Raw genomic sequence first — 18,255 nt, forward strand, 5'->3', positions numbered from 1 at the left:
ACAGAGGGCGGCCCCGGGGGGAAATCCCCGGGGCCGCCCTTTTTGTCGGGTTGATTCGTGTTAAGAGAGTCCAATGAAGGTCGTCACACGAGTTGCCCCCGCCCCGGCGCCTCCGAAGGCCCTCCCCGACCATTCCGCGCGCCGGGAGGCGGCTCTGGCAGCCGTCCTCTATCTCGCCGTCGCGGCGGCCGGGTTCGCCGTCCTGCTGCTGATCAACCATCACCTCGGGCGCGGCGTGGAGCAGCTGCTGCGCCGCTGGGACAGCGGCCACTATCTGCACATCGCCAAGCGCGGCTATCCGGGTGAGATCCCCTACGACCCCGACGGGGACCCGAAGTTCAGCACCATCGCCTTCTTCCCGCTGGTGCCCGCCCTGATCCGGGCGGTGCACCTGCTGACCGGGCTGCCGTTCCCGTACGCCGGGGTGGCGGTCTCCTGGTGCGCGGCGGCGGTGGCCGCGGCCGGGGTGTACCGGCTGGTGCGCACGGTGGGGGGCCGGCCGGGCGCGGGGTACGCGTGCGTGGCGCTGTGGGCGTGTTCGCCGTACGCGTTCGCGCTGTGGGTGCCGTACTCGGAGGCGGTCTTCAGCGCCGCGCTCCTGTGGTCGCTGGTGGCCCTGCTGGAGCGCCGCTGGCTGACGGCGGCCGCGCTGTGCGTCCTGGCCGGTGGCGTACGGCCGACGGCCTCGGTGCTGATCGGCACGGTGATGCTGACCGCCGGGTGGGCGGTGATCCAGCGGCGGGACGGCTGGCGGCCGTGGGTGGCGCTGGCGGTGGCGCCGGCGGGGCTGCTGGGGAGCTGGCTGTTCCTGGGCGGCAAGGTGGGCCGGCTCGACGGGTGGTTCGAGGCGGAGCGCGCCTGGGACCAGCAGTTCGACTTCGGCCGGGCCACCGCGCACCTGCTGAAGGGGATGCTGCTCTACCACCACGCGGGCCACACCGGTGATCTGCGCGGCACGGTCGTGCTGGGGCTGTTGCTGCTGACGGCGATCGGGGTGGTGGCGCTGGCGCTGGACCGTCAGGTGCCGTGGCCGCTGGTCGCGCTGGTGGCGGGCGCGTGGGTGCTGATGGTGGGGACGCCCGGTTCGCCGCTGTCCAAGCCACGCTTCATGCTGCCGTTCCTGCCGGTTCTGCTGCTGTTGGTGGCCCGGCCGCTCGCGCGTGCTCCGCTTGGGGTGCGGGTGTGTCTCTACGGTGGAGGTGCGGTGGTCTCGGGGTGGTACGCGGCGGGGTTGCTCGTGCTGTTCGCGGGGTCGCCGTGAGGGGAGGGCTCGCCCGTACGGGGCGGCCGGGCCCGGCGTGGCAGCGCCCGGAACACCCAGGCGCGGTAGGACCAGAAGCGGAAGAGGGTGGCCGCGCCGATGCCGAGGAACTTGAAGAGGTTGCTCTGGAAGGGCGTGTCCCAGCCGAAGCCGTAGGTGGCGACGTAGAGCACGCCGTTCTCGATGACCAGCCCGACCGCGCTGAAGGCGGCGAAGAGGGCGATCTCCCGGCTGCGGTGGCTCTTGTCGCGGTCGCGGTAGGCGAAGTGGCGCAGCCCGACGTAGTTGAAGGCGATGGCGACCACGGTCGCGAGCACGCTGCAGCGGACGACGGGCAGGCCCGTGGTGGCGCGGCAGAGGTTGAAGACCGCGAGGTTGACGAAGATCCCCAGGCCGCCGACCGTGCCGAACTTCGCGAACTCCCGGCCGAGGGCCAGCAGCCGTGCCGGGCGGGAGGCGGGCGCCGCGCGCGGTGGGCCGGGGGCTCCGGGGCCGGGGGTGCCGGACCTCCTCGGTCGCAAGGGTCGCAAGGGCCTCTCCCATTACGTTCGCCACGCAAAGCAGACATTTGCCACAGAGAACTGATTGTAGTGTAAATTGCCGCAAAAACTGACACAGTGCGAAGATGACGGCGAGGACAGTGGCATGACAGAGGCGGTACTGCTCGTCGGCGGCAAGGGGACCCGGCTCCAGCCGCTGACCCTCAACACGCCGAAGCCGATGGTCCCTGCCGCCGGGGTGCCCTTCATCGCCCACCAGCTGGCCCGCGCCAGAGCCGCCGGGGTCGGCCACGTCGTCCTGGCCACCTCCTACCTCGCCGAGGTCTTCGAGCCCTACTTCGGCGACGGCTCCGCCCACGGCCTGCGCCTGACCTATGTCACCGAGGACGAACCGCTGGGCACCGGCGGGGCGATCCGCAGCGCCGCGAGCGCCCTGACCTGCGGCCCCGACGCGTCCGTGCTCGTCTTCAACGGCGACATCCTCACCGGCCTCGACATCAGGGGCCTGCTGCGCCGTCATGAGCGGGCCCAGGCCGAGGTCACCCTGAACCTCACCCGCGTCGCCGACCCCCGGGCCTTCGGCCTCGTGCCCACCGGCCCGGACGGGCGCGTCCTGGCCTTCACCGAGAAGCCACGGCACCCGGAGGAGATCGTCACCGACCAGATCAACGCCGGCTGCTACGTCTTCCGGCGCGACGTCATCGACACCATCCCCACCGGCCGCCCCGTCTCCGTGGAGCGGGAGACCTTCCCCGGGCTGCTGGCCTCGGGCGCGCTGCTGCACGGCGTCGTCGACGCCTCGTACTGGCTGGACCTCGGCCGCCCCGCCTCCTTCGTCCAGGCGTCGGCCGACCTCGTGCGCGGTGTCGTGCGCTCCCCGGCGGTCCCCGGTGAACCGGGGGAGTTCCTGCTGCTGCCCGGCGCCCGTGTCGAGGCCGGTGCCCGCCTCGGCGGCGGCACGGTCGTCGGCGCGGGGGCGTATGTCGCGGCGGGCGCCGACATCGAGGGCTCCGTCGTCCTGGACGGCGCGCACGTCGAGGCGGGCGCCCGCGTGCGCGCCAGCATGATCGGCCAGGACGCCCGGGTGGGCCCGCGCACCGTGCTCGACGGCGTGGTGATCGGCGACCGTGCCACGATCGGCGCGGACAACGAACTCCGCGACGGTGCCCGCGTCTGGTGCGGCACGGCCATCCCCGACGCCGCCATCCGCTTCTCCGCCGCCTGAAACGGACCCCGCCGGCCACACCGACAAGGACAGGCACATGAGCGCAATCCGCACACCCGCCGTGACCCCGCTCCCCGCGGAGTGGGGGCGCACCGCGACGACCGTGGTGATGCCCACGTACAACGAGGCGGACAACCTCCCCGCCATGGCCGAGGCGCTCATGGCGCTGCCGCTGGAGGGGCTGCGGCTGCTCGTCGTCGACGACAACAGCCCCGACGGCACCGGCAAGGTCGCCGAGGACTTGGCCGAACGGTACAACCGGCCGGACCGCGCCCGGATGTCCGTCCTGCACCGCACCACCAAGGACGGCCTCGGGCGCGCCTACGCCGCCGGCATGGCCCGCGCCGTCGACGAAGGGGCCGCGTACGTCGTCCAGATGGACGCCGACGGCAGCCATCCGGCCGACAAAGTGCCCGAGTTGCTCGGCGTCGCCCTCGCCACCGGGGCGGACGTCGTCGTCGGCAGCCGCTACGTCCCCGGCGGCACCCTCTCCGCCGCCTGGGGCCTCCACCGCAGACTGCTCTCCCGCTGGGCCAACGCCTACGCCAGCACGATCCTGGGCACCCGCGTCCGCGACATCACCAGCGGCTTCAACCTCTGGAGCGCGCAGGCCCTGCGCGCCATCGACCTCGCCACCGTCGGCAGCGCCGGATACAGCTTCCAGGTCGAGATGAAATACCGGGCCCTGCGCGCCGGGCACATCGTCATGGAGGTGCCGATCCACTTCGAGGACCGCACCGTCGGCGAGTCGAAGATGAACCTGGCCGTGCAGCTCGAATCCGTGGCCATGCCGTGGCGACTGCGCGCGAGGGCCGCCCGTGCCGCCGACGGCCGCGCCCGCTGAGCGCACGGCCCCGCGCACCGCCGGGGTCGTCGGGCCCGGCCCGCGCGCCCCGCACCGGGCGCTCGCGGCCTGCGTCGTGCTGCTCGCCGCCCTGCTGCTGCTCATGGTCGTACGCCTGCCCTGGGCCGGCGATCTGGGGATGCACGCCGCCGTCCTGGAACGGCTGCGCGCCGACCCGCTCCACCCAGGCAACCCCCTGGTGCGCGCGGACACCTCCAGCCCCTACTACTCCCCGTGGGCACTCCTGCTGGCCCTGGCCGCCTCCGTGACCGGCTGGGGCACCTTCACCGTGCTGCGCCTGGGCGGCCTCGCCGGGCTCGCGCTGCTGGGCACCGGCATCGCCGCCTTCGTCCGCACCTTCACGCGCGCGTGGGCGGCGGTCCCGCTGGCGCTGCTGTGCGTCCTCTTCCTCCACGGCGTGCGGCTGTTCGCGTGGAGCGGCTTCCCCGGCCTGGTCTCGCTGTCGCTCACCCTCGCCTACCCCAGCACCCTCGCCCTCGGCCTCGCCTTCCACCTGTGGGCGCTGCTGCGCGGCGCGCTCGCCGCGGGCCGGGGCCCAGGCCGCTTCCTCGCGCTCGGGCTGCTGCTGGCGTGCGTCCTGCTCGTCCACCAATTCACGGGCGCGGTCGCCGTGCTGGGCGCCGCCGCGGCCCTCCTGGGCACCCGGCCATGGTCCCCCGCCGCGGTGTGGCTGCGGGTGGGCGCCGCGGCCGCGCTGACCGTCGCGGTGCTCGCCTGCTGGCCGTACTACTCCTTCTTCTCGCTGCCCGGCGCGGCCGGCCTCGACGACATCCACCGGCCGCTCTACGACCACCTCGCGACGAAATTCGGCCTGGCGGCCCTCGGCGTGCCGGCCCTCGCGGCACGCTGGTGGCGAGACCGCCGCGACCCCCTGGTGCTCCTCTGCGGGCTCGGCCTGCTGGTCTTCGCGGCGGGCGGGCTCGCCGGTCACCAGGCGTGGGGGCGGATCCTGCCCGCCGCGCTCCTGCCCGCCCAGCTCGCCCTCGCCGTCGAGATCGCAGGCGGCGCCCACCGGCGGCTCCGCGCCGCCCTCGTGCCCCTGACGGCGGCCGCCCTGCTGGCGGGCGCGTGGACCCAGGCCGGAGCGCTGTCGTACGTCCTGCGGCCCGCCGCCCTCCCCCCGCCGCTGCGCCGGGTGCACACGATCGCGCTCTGGCCGCGCTTCGACTGGGCGGCGCGCGCGATGCCCCGGGGCGCCACGGTGATGACCGACAACTACTACGCGCTGCGCACCCTCCCCGCCTACGGCCCGTACACCGTCGCCCCCGCCTACCCCGACGTCTTCCTCCGCGACGAACAGCGCCGCCGGGACGCCACCCGCCGCTACTTCTCCCCGGCCGCCTCCCGGGCCGAACGGCTCGGCATCCTCAAGGAGTTCGGCGCGCGCTGGGTGCTCCAGCGGAACGGCGGGCCGGGCCTGCCGCCGGACGACCCCGCGCTCAGGAGGGCGGCGCGCGGGCCCGGCGGCTTCGTCCTGTCGGAAGTGGTCGCGCCGTGAGCGGCTCTTGGGGCGCGCCCGGCGTCGTCCACTCCCGGTGGCCCGGCTCCGCCGACGCCCCCGCCCGCTGGCTGCGCGGGCGCGCGCCCCGGCCGCTGCTCGCCGCCTCGCTGCTGGTGCTCGCGCTGGACGTCGCGCGGGTGCTGTCCGGCACCCGGACCGGCCTCGACAACGCCGTCGTGGTGCGCGCGGCGCGCACCCTGCTGGACGGCGGCTCGCCGTACGCGGACAAGCGCTTCCTCTATCTGCCGGGCGCGGTCTTCGCGGCACTGCCGCAGACCCTGGCCGGTGAGCGCGCGCTGTTCTACGCGGTGCCGGTCGCCACCGCGCTGCTCGCACTGGGGGGCGTGCTCGTCTCGTTGCGGCTCTTCGGCGTGCGGGCCGACAGCCGGCTCGCGGCGGCGATGGTCGCCGGGCTCGGCGTCTTCGAACCGTTCCACGGCCTGGTCAGCCTCGGCAACTGGACGGTCCTCTCCGTCATCGCCTTCCCCGCCACCCTGCTCCTGGCCCTCCGCGGGCGCTGGCGCGCGGCCGCAGTGGTCACCGGCGCGGCCATCGCCCTGAAGCCGATGCTCGTGCCGCTGCTGCTCCTGTTCGTCCTCGCCCGCCGGTGGCGGGCGCTGGCCTGGGCCGTCGGCGTGCCCGCCGCGGTGTCGCTCGCGGCGGCGTCGGCGATGCCCCGGCCGGGCCGGTTCCTCACCCGGACGCTGCCGTTCCTGCTGCACGGACAGGACGCGTACGCCCGGCCGTTCGACGCCTCCTGGACGACCGTGCTGCCACGGCTCGGGGTGCCGTCACCGGTGGCCTTCGCGCTCGCCGGGGCGGCGGCGCTGACCGTGCTCGCCCTGGCCCGGCTGCGCTGGCGTGCCGGGGGAGACGAGCGGGCGCGGCTCGTGGAGTGCGCGTCCCTGCTGATGCTCGCGGCGTTCCTCATCTCCCGACCGTCATTCCAGCACTACATGCTCGTCGTCCTGCCGTCGCTGGCCGCCTCCGCGGTGGTGCGCGGTACGGCGGCGCGCTCGGCCTGGTGCTGGCTCCCGCTGCTCCCGGAGCTCGCCGCGGTGCGCTGGCCGTATCTGGACGGGGCGCGGAGGCACGCCTTCCGCGACATCGTCATGATCACGGGCGTGACCGCGGTCCTGGCCGTACGGACCTGGCGCGGCCGGGCCGGGCCAGCCCCCGAGGTCACTGTCAGTGGTCGCGTCTACTCTTTCGGTAGTGATCCCGAAGCCGGTGATCACCTGGACCGCTCGGAAACGGGGTGAAGTGTGAGCACTGTGCGACGGCCCGCCCGCCAGGGCCCTGACGTCACTGTCGTGGTGATCGCCTACAACGACGCCGAACGGCTCCCGCGCGCCGTGCGGTCCGTGCTCGGCCAGTCGCTGCGCGCCCTCGAAGTGATCATCGTCGACGACTGCTCGGCCGACGGCACCTTCGCCGCCGCGTGCGAGCTGGCCGAGGCCGACCCCCGGGTGCGCGCCCTGCGGTTGCCCGCCAACAGCGGTGGCTGCGGCGCCCCGCGCAACGCCGGCATCGAGGCGGCCCGCGCGCCCCACGTGATGTTCCTCGACAGCGACGACGAACTGCCCTACCACGCCTGCAAATCCCTGCTGCTCACCGCCGAGGAGACCGGCGCCGACCTCGTCACCGGCGAGGTCACCCGCTTCTTCGAGGAGACCGGCAGCACCGGCCTGTGGTATCCCGAACTCTTCGACGACGCCCATGTCTTCGACGGCATCCGCGCCGCGCCCCGGTACTTCCTGGACGCCCTGTCCACCAACAAGCTCTACCGCGCCGACTTCCTCGCCCGGCACGGCCTGCGCTTCCCCGAAGGCGTGCACTACGAGGACTCCCTCTTCAGCGCCCAGGCCCTCACCCACGCGCGCCGCTTCGCCGTCGTCCCCTGGCCCGTCTACACCTGGTGGCTCGCCGCCGACCCCGCCACCCCCTCCATCACCGCGGGCCGGCACCGGATCGAGAGCGTGCGGGACCGCGTCGCCGTGGCCGGGCTCGTCGACGCCTTCCTCGAGGAGACGGGCAACGCCGACCTCAAGGCGGCCGCGGACGAGAAGTTCCTCCGCCACGACCTGCGCCTCTATCTGGGCGACCTGCCCTTCCGCGACCACCGCTGGACCGCGGAGTTCGCCGCCGTCGTCACGCCCCACCTGCGCACCATCGCCCCCGAGGCCCACGCCGCGCTGCCCCGCGAACAGCAGATCTGCCACTACCTGCTGAGCGCCGGGCGGTTCGCCGAGGCCGCCGAGTGCGCGCGCACGCTCGACCGCCCGCACCTCGCCCCCCGCCACGTCGTCCGCGCGGCCGGGCGGACGTACTGGGGGCCGCTCCCCCCGGCCGGCCCCGAGGCCGCCGCCGGCCTCGACATCACCGGATGGCACCTGGACGAGCAGCCGTTCACCGGCGGGCCCCTGCGGCACGAGCTGGCGCACATCGGCCCCGCCGGACCCCTGCTGCGGGTCCTCCTGCACACCCACGACCCCGCCCGCCTCCTCCCCGACGCGGGCCCCGACACCGCCGAGCTGCGCGTCGCCACCACCGCGGAGCCCCTGACCGTGCCCTTCCGCTACGACCCGCCCCGCACCGGCGCGGACGGCCTGCCCGCGCCCCGCACCGCCACCATCGACCTCGACCCCCGGCGCATCCCCCTCGGCGTCAAGGGATTCCGGGGCCGCCGCCACCCCGTGGTCGTCCTCGGCCGGATGGGCCTCACCCGCACCGACCCCCTGCTGGTCCCCGGCGACCTCACCTCCCTCACCCTGCACCTGGCACGCCACCGGCTGCGCGTCGGCCGCGAGGAGCGGGACGCCGGGCGGCTCGAACTGACCTGGGAGCGCGCGGGATTCCTCGGCCACGCCGAGGCCGCGGCGCCGCGCCTGCGCACCGTCCACCGCGGGCTCCACCGGCTCACCCGCCGCGTCACCGGCCCCCGCACCAAGGTCCTCACCTACCACGAGCTGCAAAGGCTCCCCATCGACGACGAACTGGTCGTCTTCGAGGCCATGGAGGGCCGCGGCTACACCGACAGCCCCCGCTATCTCCACGAGGAACTCCTGCGCCGCGGCCTCCCGCTGCGCGCCGTCTGGTCGTACACGGGCAGCCGCTCCTCCTACCCCGAGGGCACCCCCCTGATCAGACGGGGCAGCTGGGAGTACGTCCGCACCGTCGCCCGCGCGCGCTACTGGGTCGATTCGCACGGCTTCCCCGTGCCCTACGGAAAGCGCCCCGGCACCCGCTATCTCCAGACCTGGCACGGGCAGGCGTTCAAGCACATGGGCTTCGACGTCCCCGAACTGCGCCTGGCGAGTGCCGAGCGGCGGCGCCTGCACCGCGAGACGGTGGCCCGCTGGGACGCCCTCATCGCGCCCAGTGAAGAGTTCGAGAAGACCTTCGTCCGCGCCAACGGCTACACCGGCGAGCTGCTGCGCACCGGCCTGCCCCGCAACGACCCGCTCGTGCGCGGGCACGAACCCGAGCAGCGCGAGCGCGCCGCCGCCACCCGCGAGCGGCTCCAGATCCCGCCCGGCCGCAAGGTGCTGCTCTACGCCCCGACCTTCCGCGACGGGACGCGCGGCGGCGGCGAGTCGATCCGGGTCGACCTGGACGGACTGGTGCGGCGCACCGGCGAGGAGTGGATGATCATCGTCCGCCCGCACTACTACGACCGCTTCACGGTGCCCCGCGAGCTGGGCCACGCGGTGCGCGACGGACGGGAGTTCCTCGACGTGAACGACCTGCTGCTCGCCTCCGACGCCCTGCTCACGGACTACTCCTCGGTGATGTTCGACTACGCGAACCTGGGGCGGCCCCTCCTCTTCTACGCCGACGACTACGACCGCTACCGCTCCCTGACGCGCGGCACGTACTACGACCTGGCCGAGATCGCCCCCGGCCCGCTGCTCGGCACGGCGGACGAGCTGGCGGCGGCGCTCACGGACCTGGACGCGGTCCGGGAGGAGTGGGCGGGGGCGTACGAACGCTTCCGGACCCGCTTCAACCCCTATGCGGACGGCCGGGCCGCCGAGGGTGTGGTCAAGCTGTTCTTCGAGGGCGGCCGGGCGGGAGGCGGCGGGCGATGACGGCGCGCGATCTGTTCCTCGTCGGCATCGACGTCGACTCCATGGGCGGCTCCCAGCGGGTCCTGCACACCCTCGCCCAGGGCTTCGCGGAGCGCGGGCACCGCGTGGAGCTCATCGGGATCCGGCCGAGCCCCGACCCCCACGTCTATACGCCCGACCCCGCCTACGGGCACACCACCCTCTACTCCGCACCGGCGGCGCCCCCCTGGCGGGCCGGCTCCTTCGCCGAGCGGCTGAGCCCCGCCCGGACGCTCGCCGCCCGCGCCGAGCGGCGGGAGCGGGACCAGGCCCGCAGGCACCTGGCCGCCCGCTTCGCGCGGGTGCCGGACGGGCTGGTGATCATCGGCTCCCCCTGGGCGGCGGACTGGCTGGACGAGGTCCCGTGGCGCCACCTCAAGGGCATCGGGCAGTATCACGAGTCCTTCCTCCAGGCGTGCGCCTCGGAGAACCTCCAGCTGATCCTGCGGCACTATCCGGCGCTGGAGAAGTCGGTGTTCCTGAGCGAGGCGGACGCCGCGGAGTTCCGCCGCAGAAGGCTGCCCAACGCGACGGTCCTGCCCAACCCGCTGCCCTTCGACCCCGGCCCGCCCGCGCCCCTGGACACCCGGCGGATCGGCGCGGTGGGCCGCCTGGAGGAGGTCAAGCGGCTGGACCGGCTGCTGGACGCGTTCGCTGTCGCGGGCGCGGCGGAGCCCGGCTGGGAGCTGCACTGCTTCGGCGACGGCCCGCTGGAGCCCGAACTGCGCGCCCGCGCCGAGCGGCTGGGCATCGGGGACCGGGTGCGGTTCCGGGGCAGCGTGCGCGACATGGCCGCCGCGTACCGCGAGCTGTCGGTCGTGGCCCTCACCAGCGAGCGCGAAGGCCGCCCGATGGCACTGGCGGAGGCGTCCGCCGTGGGAGTGCCGTGCGTCAGCTTCGACTTGTCCGGCGGCGTGCGGGAGTTGGTCGCCCACGGCCGCACGGGCTCGCTCGTTCCTCCCGGTGACACGGCGGCCTTCGCCGAGGCGCTCCGGCAGCTGATGGCCGACGCGGCCCTGCGCCGCCGGTACGGGCGGGCGGCCCGCGCGCACGTCGCGTCACTGCGGCTGGAGGACGTGCTGGAGCGCTGGGAGGCGCTGTTCGCGGAGATCGACCGGTAGGGGGCGGCTATGGGTGGGGGGTGGTTGTGCCGCCTGCGGCGGGGGCGTCCTGCGGGCGCGTCCTCAAGCTCCCCCAGCGGTAGCTGGGGGAGCTTGAGGGCACCGCGCGTCAGCGCGGTCCAGGGCCAGGAACGCGGGCCCCGTCCATGCCCGGCCCCGGAGCAGCCGGGCCGCGGCAGTGGCCAGCGCTCGGGGGCCCGCCGCCACGCGCAGGGCGAGGGAGCCCGTGGCCGTGGCGTAGGGCCGGGCCAGCAGGAGGCCGAAGCGGCGGCTGGGCAGGGCGGTCCGGCGCGGTGTGCGGCCCGTGGCGCGGACGGACGTGCGGAAGGAGCCGCCCGACGCCAGGTGCGGCCGCACGCGGATGTCCCAGGACTGCGGGGCCGCGCCCGCGCCGTCACGGATCCCCAGCCGGGCGAGCCGGGTGAGGCGGAGCGGCAGCCGCACGGTCCAGAGCGGACTGCCGCCTGCCAGGGTGCCGGCCGGGGTGCCGGTCAGGGGGACGGTGCGGCGGAGGGTCGCCGTGCCGTTCCGGTGGCGCAGTTCGACATCGATGGTGCGGGGCGGGTCGGCGGCGAGCCGCCCGTGCAGATCGTGGACGCTCAGCCGCAGTTCGCCGCGCAGGAGCCGCAGTTCGGCGTCCACGTTCACGGGGAGCTGCGCGAGGGGCACGGCCGCCGGGTCGGTGAGGCCGTCCAGGGGCGCGCCGGGGAGGTCCGCCGCCCACACCGGGTCGCCGCCCCGCTCCGCGTAGGGCGGCGGCAGCCGGGCCGGGCGGGCGGCGAGCTGGGCGAGGCGGCCGAGGTCGCGCGGCGCGTCCGAGGCCAGGATCACGCGGGCGATCCAGCGGGCCGGGGCGCGGGCCGCGACCAGCTCCGCCTCCTCGTACGTGGCGAGATAGCCGCGGGTGATCCGCCACCACGCGTGCCGGTAGCCGAGGCCGCGCACGGGCAGTTCGCGGACGTACATCCGCAGGTCGTGGTCGAGGAACTTCACCCGCGCGGCTCGGGCCAGCGGTTTGCTGCCCGCGTCGCGGAAGACGTCCACGCTGCGCCGGTGGGCGCGGACGCGGGCCTGCCAGTTGGCGACGCGCTCGCGGTCCAGGGAGATCGAGGGCGCGGCGGCGCCGCGGCGCACGTGCCAGATGTAGACGGTGTCGGGCACGGTCGCGATGCGCGGCGCCGCGGCCAGCACCCGCGCGGTGAAGACGAAGTCCTCGTAGATGAACGGCCCTTCGGGGAAGGCGATGGCGTGCTCGGCGAGGAAGGCGCGCGAATAGAGCTTGTTGACGCAGAGGGTGTCGTGCAGGAGCGCGGGGCGCTCCTCGGGCGGGCGGGCGCCGGCCCGCCGGTAGAGGCCGGGCTGCCAGCGGGTCTCGCGGCCCTGGGGCAGCTCGCGGCGTACGCACAGGCCGGCCGCGACCGGCGCCCGGTGCCGCAGCGCGGCCCGCAGCAGGGCCTGGACGGCGCCGTCGGGCAGCGTGTCGTCGCTGTCCAGGAACATCACGTACGGCGCGGTCGCGGCCCGTACGCCGTCGTTGCGCGGGGCGCCGCAGCCGCCGCTGTTGACGGCGCGATGGATGACCCGCAGGCGGGGCTCCCCGGCGGCCAGCGCGTCGAGCAGCGGGCCGGTGCCGTCGGTGGACGCGTCGTCCACGGCGATCACCTCGGCCACCGCCGGGCCCTGGGCGAGGGCCGAGCGCACGGCGTCACCGATGTGGGCCGCGTCGTCGAAGCCGATGACGATCACGCAGACCCGCGGGGCGGCGGGCGGTTTCCGGGACTCGCTGTCGTCTGCCTCCACGAAAGCCATTTTTACCTACGAAACGTCACCAACGGGGATATTCGCGGCCCGGGCGTGGCCGGGCGGGACACGGAGGGGCCGGGATGCGGACAGTGCTGGTGAGGCGGGCCCGTGCGGCCGAAGGGGAGCCGGCCGCCCGCGGGCCGGTGCCGGGGCCGGAGCCCGCGCGGCGCGGCGGGCGGCGCGCCGCCGTGCTCGCCCCCGCGGCCGTGATGCTCGGCATCGGCCTGTGGGGGCTGGACCGGGGCACGATGTGGCGGGACGAGAGCGCCACCTTCCAGGTGGCCCGCCGCTCGGTGCCACAGATGTGGCACCTGCTCGGCAGTGTGGACGCCGTCCACGGCCTCTACTACCTGCTGATGCACTGGGTGCTCGCCCTGCGCGCCGACGAGATCGCGCTGCGGCTGCCCTCCGTCGTCGCCTCGGCGGCCACCGCCGCGCTCGTCGGCGCGCTCGGCAGCCGCCTTGCCCGCCCCCGCGTCGGCCTGTGGGCCGGGCTGCTCTACGCCGCCACCCCCTTCGTCAGCCACTACGCCCAGGAGGGCCGCTCGTACGCCCTGGTCGCCGCCGGGGCCGCGCTCGCGACCTGGCTGCTCGTGCGCGCCGTCGAGGACGGCGGGCGCGGGCGGTGGGCCTGCTACGGCGTGGTGGTCGCGGTCACCGCGCTGCTGCACGAGTTCGCGATCCTGCTCCTCGCCGCGCACGCGCTGACCCTCCTCGTCTCCCGGACACCCGCGCGGATCCGGCGCGCCTGGGGCTGCGCGGCCGCCGCCGCGTGCGTCGCGCTCGCCCCGCTGGCGGTCCTCTCGCGCGGGCAGAGCGCCCAGGTCTCCTGGATCAGGACGCCCGGCCCCGCCGAGGCGGAAGCGCTGCTGCGCTCCTTCGCGGGCCCCCGGGACCTCGTCCTCCTCGCCACACTGCTGCTGATGACCGTGGCCCTCGCCGCCCCCGCCCCGCGCGGGGGCCGCCTCCACCTGAACGCCGTCGCACTCCCCCTGGCGGTCCTCCCGCCCGTGCTCCTCTACGCGGCCGCGCAGTTCCAGCCGCTCTTCCTCGACCGCTATCTGCTGTTCTGCCTCGCCGGAGTGCCGCTGCTCGCCGCCGCCGGGGCCGACCGGATCCTCGGGGCGCTCCCGTGGCGGCGGGCCGTGGCGGCGGCCGGGGTCCTCGCCGTCGCGGCGGCCTTCCTGTGGCAGCTGCCGCAGCAGGAGCGCGAACGGCTCCCCGTCAGCCGCGGCGACGAACTGGCCCCCGTGGCACGCCTGGTCGGCCGTCAGGCCCGGCCGGGAGACGCGGTGCTCTTCCTCCCCCTCCACGAGCGCCGCGTCGCGCTCGCCTACCCCCGCGACTTCACCGGGCTCCACGACCTCACCCTCCAGAGGTCGCCCGCCGCCTCCGGCACGCTCTTCGGCGAGGAGGTCCCGGCGGGGGAGCTGCGCACCCGGCTGGCGCGCCTGCGCCCGGGCGCGCGGGTGTGGGTGGTGGCGGACACCACCACGGTGGGCACGCCGTGGTTCAGGGCCCAGCGCCCGGAGTCCGCCAAGTGGGACGGCCTCCGGGAGTTCTGCGCCGAGAGGTCCTCGGTCTTCGTACGCGGGGGAGCGGTGTCGCTGTACGTACGCCGCGGCTGAGGCCCTACTTCACGGCCCCCGCCATCACCCCGCTCACGAACTGCCGCTGGAACGCGAAGAAGACCGCCAGCGGCACCACCATCGACAGGAACGCGCCCGACGCGAGCACGTCGATGTTGTCGCCGAACTGGCGCACCTGCTGCTGGAGCGCCACCGTGATCGGCGGGTGCCCGCTGTCCGCGAAGATCAGGGCGATCAGCATGTCGTTCCACACCCACAGGAACTGGAAGATCCCCAGCGAGGCGATGGCCGGCCCGCCCAGCGGCAGCACGACCCGGGTGAACAGCCGCAGTTCGCCCGCCCCGTCCAGCCGCGCCGCCTCCAGCAGCTCGCGGGGGATCTCCGCGAAGAAGTTGCGCAGCAGGAAGACCGCGAAGGGCAGCCCGAAGGCCGTGTGGAAGAGCACCACGCCCGGCGTGCTCTCGAAGATGCCCAGCTTGTCGAAGAGCTTGGCCACCGGGATCAGCGCCACCTGCACCGGCACCACCAGCAGTCCCACCACTGCCATGAACCACCAGTCGCGGCCCGGGAAGTCGAGCCAGGCGAAGGCGTATCCGGCGAGCGCGCCGATCAGGATGACCAGCGCCGTCGCGGGCACCGTGATCAGCGCGGTGGTCAGCAGGGACCGCATCACCGTGTCGTTGTGGAAGAGGTCGCTGTAGCTGGAGGTGGTGAGCTGCGCCGGGTGGGCGAAGACCTTCCACCAGCCGGAGCCCGCGATATCGGACTTGTCCCGCAGCGACGAGAGCAGCAGCCCCACCGTGGGCGTCAGCCAGAACAGCCCGACGGCGATCAGGAAGAAGCGCATGGCGCCCCCGCCCAGCCGGGCCGCGATCCGCGCGGGCAGCGACTGCTTGGCCCGTACGGCCGTGTCCACCGTGGTCATCGCTGCCGCTCCTTCCGGATCCGCCGAATATTGACCAGCATCACCGGGAGCACGAGCACCAGCAGGAAGACCGCGATGGCGCTGCCCACCCCCTGGTTGACGTCCGTGCCGAACGACGACTGATACAGCTGGAGGGCCAGGACGTTCGCCTTGTCGAGGCTCGCGCCCGGCGCGATGATGTAGACGAGGTCGAAGATCTTCAGCACATTGATCATGAGCGTGATGAGGACGACCGCCAGCACCGGCGCCAGCAGCGGCACGGTCACCCGGCGGAAGACCTGCCACTCGTTCGCGCCGTCCACCCGCGCCGCCTCCAGCAGTTCACGGGGCACGCTCGCGAGCCCCGCCGCGATGAGCACCATCGCGAAGCCCGCCCACATCCACACGTACGCCCCGATGATCGACGGGGTGACGAGGGACGGGCCGAGCCAGTCGATGCCGTTGTAGTGCGAGGCGAAGTTGGCGGCGGGCAGCCGCAGCCGCGCGCCGTCCGCGGCGGCGGGCAGGGTGAAGGTGCCGTCGGACTCCGTCGTGGCCGAGGCGACGGCCGCGCCGTCCTTGACGGCCTCGACCTTCACCCCGCCCAGGGCCTTCTCACCCGCGTCGATCATGCCGGGCGTCCCGCCGCCGCCCCGCGTGAAGTCCATCCACACGGTGCCGGTGACCTTCCCGGCCACGCCCCGCGCGGGGATGGCGTCCTTCGCGCCGCCCAGGTCCCCGGGCTTCACGCCCACCAGCGGCAGGGCGGCGGGCGTGCCCGCCTTCACCACCGACCGGGTGGTGAAGGAACCGCCGCTCGCCGTGAGCAGCTTGTCGTTCACGGGGTGCGCGCCGGGGAAGGGCGCCGGCTTCGTGAACGTGTCGTGGATGCCCACCCACACGGCGTTCGCGACGCCGCGGTCCGGGTTCTGCTCGTAGACCAGCCGGAAGATGATGCCCGCGGCGAGCATCGAGATCGCCATCGGCATGAAGACGACCAGCTTGAACGCCGTTCCCCAGCGCACCCGTTCGGTGAGCACCGCGAAGATCAGCCCGAGCGCGGTGGCGACGGACGGCGCGACGATCACCCAGATGACGTTGTTCTTCAGCGCCGTACGGATCCGGTCGTCCGTGAACACCTCGTGGTAGTTGTCGACCCCCACGAAGCCGTGGCCCGAGGCGTCGAACAAGCTGCGGTAGACGGAATAGCCGATGGGATAGAGGACGAGGGCGCCGAGCAGGGCCAGCGCGGGCAGCAGGAAACAGGCCGCCACCCACGTCCGGGTGCCCAGCACGCTGCGGGACTTCTTCGGGGGCGGTACGGCCGCCGGGGCCGCGGCGCCGCCCGCTGTCGCGGTCGACATGGGGCTCCCGTCCGTTCAGTTCTTGAACGCCTTGGCCGCGTCGGACTCCAGCTTCGCCTGGGTGCCCGCCACGTCACCCGGGTTCTTCAGGAAGTCCTGGAGGTCCTTCCACTCACCCTGCCCCGGCTTGGCGCCGAAGGAGGCGGGGGCCTGGTCGGACATGTCGAAGCGGAAGTCGTCGCCCGCGGCGACGAGGGACTTCGCGATGCCCCGGAACACCTCGTCGGGGTACGCGGCGGGGTCGAGGTTCTTGTTCGCGGACAGGAAGCCGCCCTGGTGCGCCCAGATCGCGGCCGCGTCGGGGGAGGCGAGGAAGGTCAGCAGGGCCTGGGCGGCCTGGCCGTCCTTCAGGGCCACGCCGACGTCGCCGCCGGTCACCACCGGCGGCTTGGTGCCGACGGCCGGGAACGGGAAGACCTTGGCGTCCTTGCCGAGCCGCGCCTTGGCCCCGGCGATGTTCACGGCCGCGAAGTCGCCCTCGAAGACCATGGCGGCCTTCGCCTTGTCACCGCCGAGGAAGGTCTGGGTGACGGAGTCGGGGAACTGCGTCCCGATCGCCCCGCCGTTGCCGCCCGCCAGCAGCTCCTTCTTGCCCAGGAGCTGCCCGAACGTGGTCAGCGCGTCCTTCACGGACGGGTCCGTCCACTTGATGGCGTGCTTGGTGAGCTGGTCGTACTTCTCCTGGCCCGCCTGGGAGAGATAGATGTTCTCGAACCAGTCGGTGAGCGTCCAGCCGTCCGCGCCGGCGACCGACACCGGGGAGACGCCGAAGTCGGCGATCACCTGCGCGGTGTGCAGGAAGTCGGCCCACGTCCTCGGCTCCTTCGCGCCCGCCGCGTCGAAGATCTTGGTGTTGTACCAGACCAGGGACTTGTCGGCCGCCTTGAAATAGACGCCGTACTGCTTGCCGCCGTGCGAGCCGAGCTCCTGCCAGCCCTTGGCGAAGTTCTTGGCCAGCTGCGCGGTGACCTCACCGCTGAGCGGCTTCAGCCAGCCCTTCTCCGCGAACTCGTTCAGCACGCCCGGCTGTTGGAGCATCGCCACGTCCGGCGGGTCGCCGCCCGCGACCTTCGAACCGACGAAGGACGCCATGTCGTCACCGCTGGGCACGAACGACACCTCGGCGCCCGTGCGCTTGGAGAACTCGTCCAGCACCTTGGTGAAGTTCTTCTGCTCGTCACCCGTCCAGACGGCGGTCACCTTGAGCTTCTGCCCGCTGAGCTTGGGGAGTTGCACGGTCTGCGGGACCGCCCCGCCGTCGGTGCTCGCCGAGGGCTTGTCGTCGCCCTTGTCATCGCTCCCGCAGGCGGCGGTCAGGCCCAGCGCCCCCACCGCGAACAGTGCCAGTGCCCTGCGCGTCCCGCGCGCCGTACGTGTGCTGCGCCGCCGCATTGCCGCCCCTCCCGTACGAGCTCCCCGTAGACGGCCGGGCTTGCCCGTCTCCCGTGCGACAGGTCTACGCCGGGTGGGGGGCTCCCGCAATAGCGTGTCGCGCGTCAAGTGGCTGATCGTGATGGGGCTGTGATGAGTCGTCAGGTGGGGGCGGGGGCTGTGGTCCCTGCTCTGCCTGCGCTGGGGGCGTGCCTCAGCCGTCGGCGTGCGGGTGTCGTTGCCGCCTGCGGCGGGAGCGTCCTGCGGCCGCGTCCTCAGAGGCCGGACGGGCTGTTTGTTCCCCAGCCCCGCCCCTTCCCGGCTGCGTCTGATATGCGGCTCCGCCGCGTGGGGGGCTGCGCCCCAGACCCCGCAACACGCTTCGCGCGTTGTCCTCAAGCTCCCCCAGCTACCTCCCCCAGACTCCGTCCGGGGGTGCCCCCAGAGGTGCCCCCAACGGGCTGAAGGCGAACCTGAAGCGGACACGTCCCGCACGTGCCCTCCGGTGGGAGGGGGTGGGGCTGGAGGGTGGGGTTCTGGAACGCGGTGCGTTTTCGGGGCACTCAGTGCGGGAGACCCGCAGCGCACCGCGTTCCAGGTCCTCAGCCCGGAAGACCCGCCCCCGGCACCCACCACAACCCC

At 74.1% G+C, this 18,255-nt stretch carries 13 protein-coding genes; 8 read left to right on the plus strand and 5 right to left on the minus strand.

Annotated features, from left to right (window positions below; all coding sequences use genetic code 11):
* Positions 1-73 precede the first annotated feature (73 nt).
* The gene (locus tag ACZ4A5_RS27875) at positions 74-1,261 is read left to right on the plus strand and encodes a hypothetical protein (RefSeq protein WP_467590018.1); all 1,188 of its coding nucleotides are present in this window, start codon (positions 74-76) and stop codon (positions 1,259-1,261) included.
* Here ACZ4A5_RS27875 and ACZ4A5_RS27880 read toward each other — a convergent pair.
* A complete protein-coding gene (locus tag ACZ4A5_RS27880; protein WP_467590053.1) occupies positions 1,189-1,698 on the minus strand; it encodes a GtrA family protein in 510 nt (169 codons plus the stop codon). The genes ACZ4A5_RS27875 and ACZ4A5_RS27880 overlap by 73 nt on opposite strands.
* Before the next feature lie 208 nt (positions 1,699-1,906).
* Here ACZ4A5_RS27880 and manB point away from each other — a divergent pair, with 208 nt between their 5' ends.
* From manB to ACZ4A5_RS27910, 6 genes are read left to right on the plus strand one after another with little or no spacing between them, the layout of a single operon-like run.
* A complete protein-coding gene (manB, locus tag ACZ4A5_RS27885; RefSeq protein WP_467590021.1) occupies positions 1,907-2,986 on the plus strand; it encodes a mannose-1-phosphate guanylyltransferase in 1,080 nt (359 codons plus the stop codon).
* 37 nt (positions 2,987-3,023) lie between these two features.
* Positions 3,024-3,830, plus strand: coding sequence for a polyprenol monophosphomannose synthase (locus ACZ4A5_RS27890; RefSeq protein WP_467590024.1), 807 nt, complete (start codon positions 3,024-3,026; stop codon positions 3,828-3,830).
* Positions 3,805-5,349, plus strand: coding sequence for a hypothetical protein (locus ACZ4A5_RS27895; protein WP_467590027.1), 1,545 nt, complete (start codon positions 3,805-3,807; stop codon positions 5,347-5,349). The genes ACZ4A5_RS27890 and ACZ4A5_RS27895 overlap by 26 nt, the downstream gene beginning before the upstream one ends.
* Positions 5,346-6,614, plus strand: coding sequence for a glycosyltransferase family 87 protein (locus ACZ4A5_RS27900; protein WP_467590030.1), 1,269 nt, complete (start codon positions 5,346-5,348; stop codon positions 6,612-6,614). The genes ACZ4A5_RS27895 and ACZ4A5_RS27900 overlap by 4 nt, the downstream gene beginning before the upstream one ends.
* 3 nt (positions 6,615-6,617) lie before the next feature.
* Positions 6,618-9,443, plus strand: a complete 2,826-nt coding sequence (locus tag ACZ4A5_RS27905; RefSeq protein WP_467590033.1) for a bifunctional glycosyltransferase/CDP-glycerol:glycerophosphate glycerophosphotransferase — start codon at positions 6,618-6,620, stop codon at positions 9,441-9,443.
* A complete protein-coding gene (locus ACZ4A5_RS27910) occupies positions 9,440-10,582 on the plus strand; it encodes a glycosyltransferase (RefSeq protein WP_467590036.1) in 1,143 nt (380 codons plus the stop codon). The genes ACZ4A5_RS27905 and ACZ4A5_RS27910 overlap by 4 nt, the downstream gene beginning before the upstream one ends.
* Positions 10,583-10,645: 63 nt before the next feature.
* Here ACZ4A5_RS27910 and ACZ4A5_RS27915 read toward each other — a convergent pair whose 3' ends face one another.
* Positions 10,646-12,391: a glycosyltransferase family 2 protein gene (locus ACZ4A5_RS27915; protein ID WP_467590039.1), complete on the minus strand. Its 1,746-nt coding sequence runs from the start codon at positions 12,389-12,391 to the stop codon at positions 10,646-10,648.
* A gap of 74 nt (positions 12,392-12,465) precedes the next feature.
* On the opposite strand from ACZ4A5_RS27915, the gene ACZ4A5_RS27920 reads away from it, so the two are divergent.
* The gene (locus ACZ4A5_RS27920; RefSeq protein ID WP_467590042.1) at positions 12,466-14,013 is read left to right on the plus strand and encodes a glycosyltransferase family 39 protein; all 1,548 of its coding nucleotides are present in this window, start codon (positions 12,466-12,468) and stop codon (positions 14,011-14,013) included.
* Between the two features lie 4 nt (positions 14,014-14,017).
* On the opposite strand, the gene ACZ4A5_RS27925 is transcribed toward ACZ4A5_RS27920, so the two are convergent.
* Genes ACZ4A5_RS27925 through ACZ4A5_RS27935 form a run of 3 tightly spaced genes read right to left on the minus strand, consistent with a single transcriptional unit; the run spans position 14,018 to position 17,634 of the window.
* On the minus strand, positions 14,018-14,899 hold the full coding sequence (locus ACZ4A5_RS27925; protein WP_467590044.1) for a carbohydrate ABC transporter permease: 882 nt from the start codon (positions 14,897-14,899) through the stop codon (positions 14,018-14,020).
* Positions 14,896-16,242 carry a carbohydrate ABC transporter permease gene (locus ACZ4A5_RS27930; protein ID WP_467590047.1) on the minus strand — a complete coding sequence of 449 codons (1,347 nt, stop codon included), beginning with the start codon at positions 16,240-16,242 and terminating at the stop codon, positions 14,896-14,898. Before ACZ4A5_RS27930 ends, ACZ4A5_RS27925 begins: the two co-directional genes overlap by 4 nt.
* Before the next feature lie 15 nt (positions 16,243-16,257).
* Positions 16,258-17,634, minus strand: a complete 1,377-nt coding sequence (locus ACZ4A5_RS27935; RefSeq protein WP_467590050.1) for an ABC transporter substrate-binding protein — start codon at positions 17,632-17,634, stop codon at positions 16,258-16,260.
* Positions 17,635-18,255 lie beyond the last annotated feature (621 nt).

Source organism: Streptomyces sp. NPDC025618 (assembly GCF_055558795.1).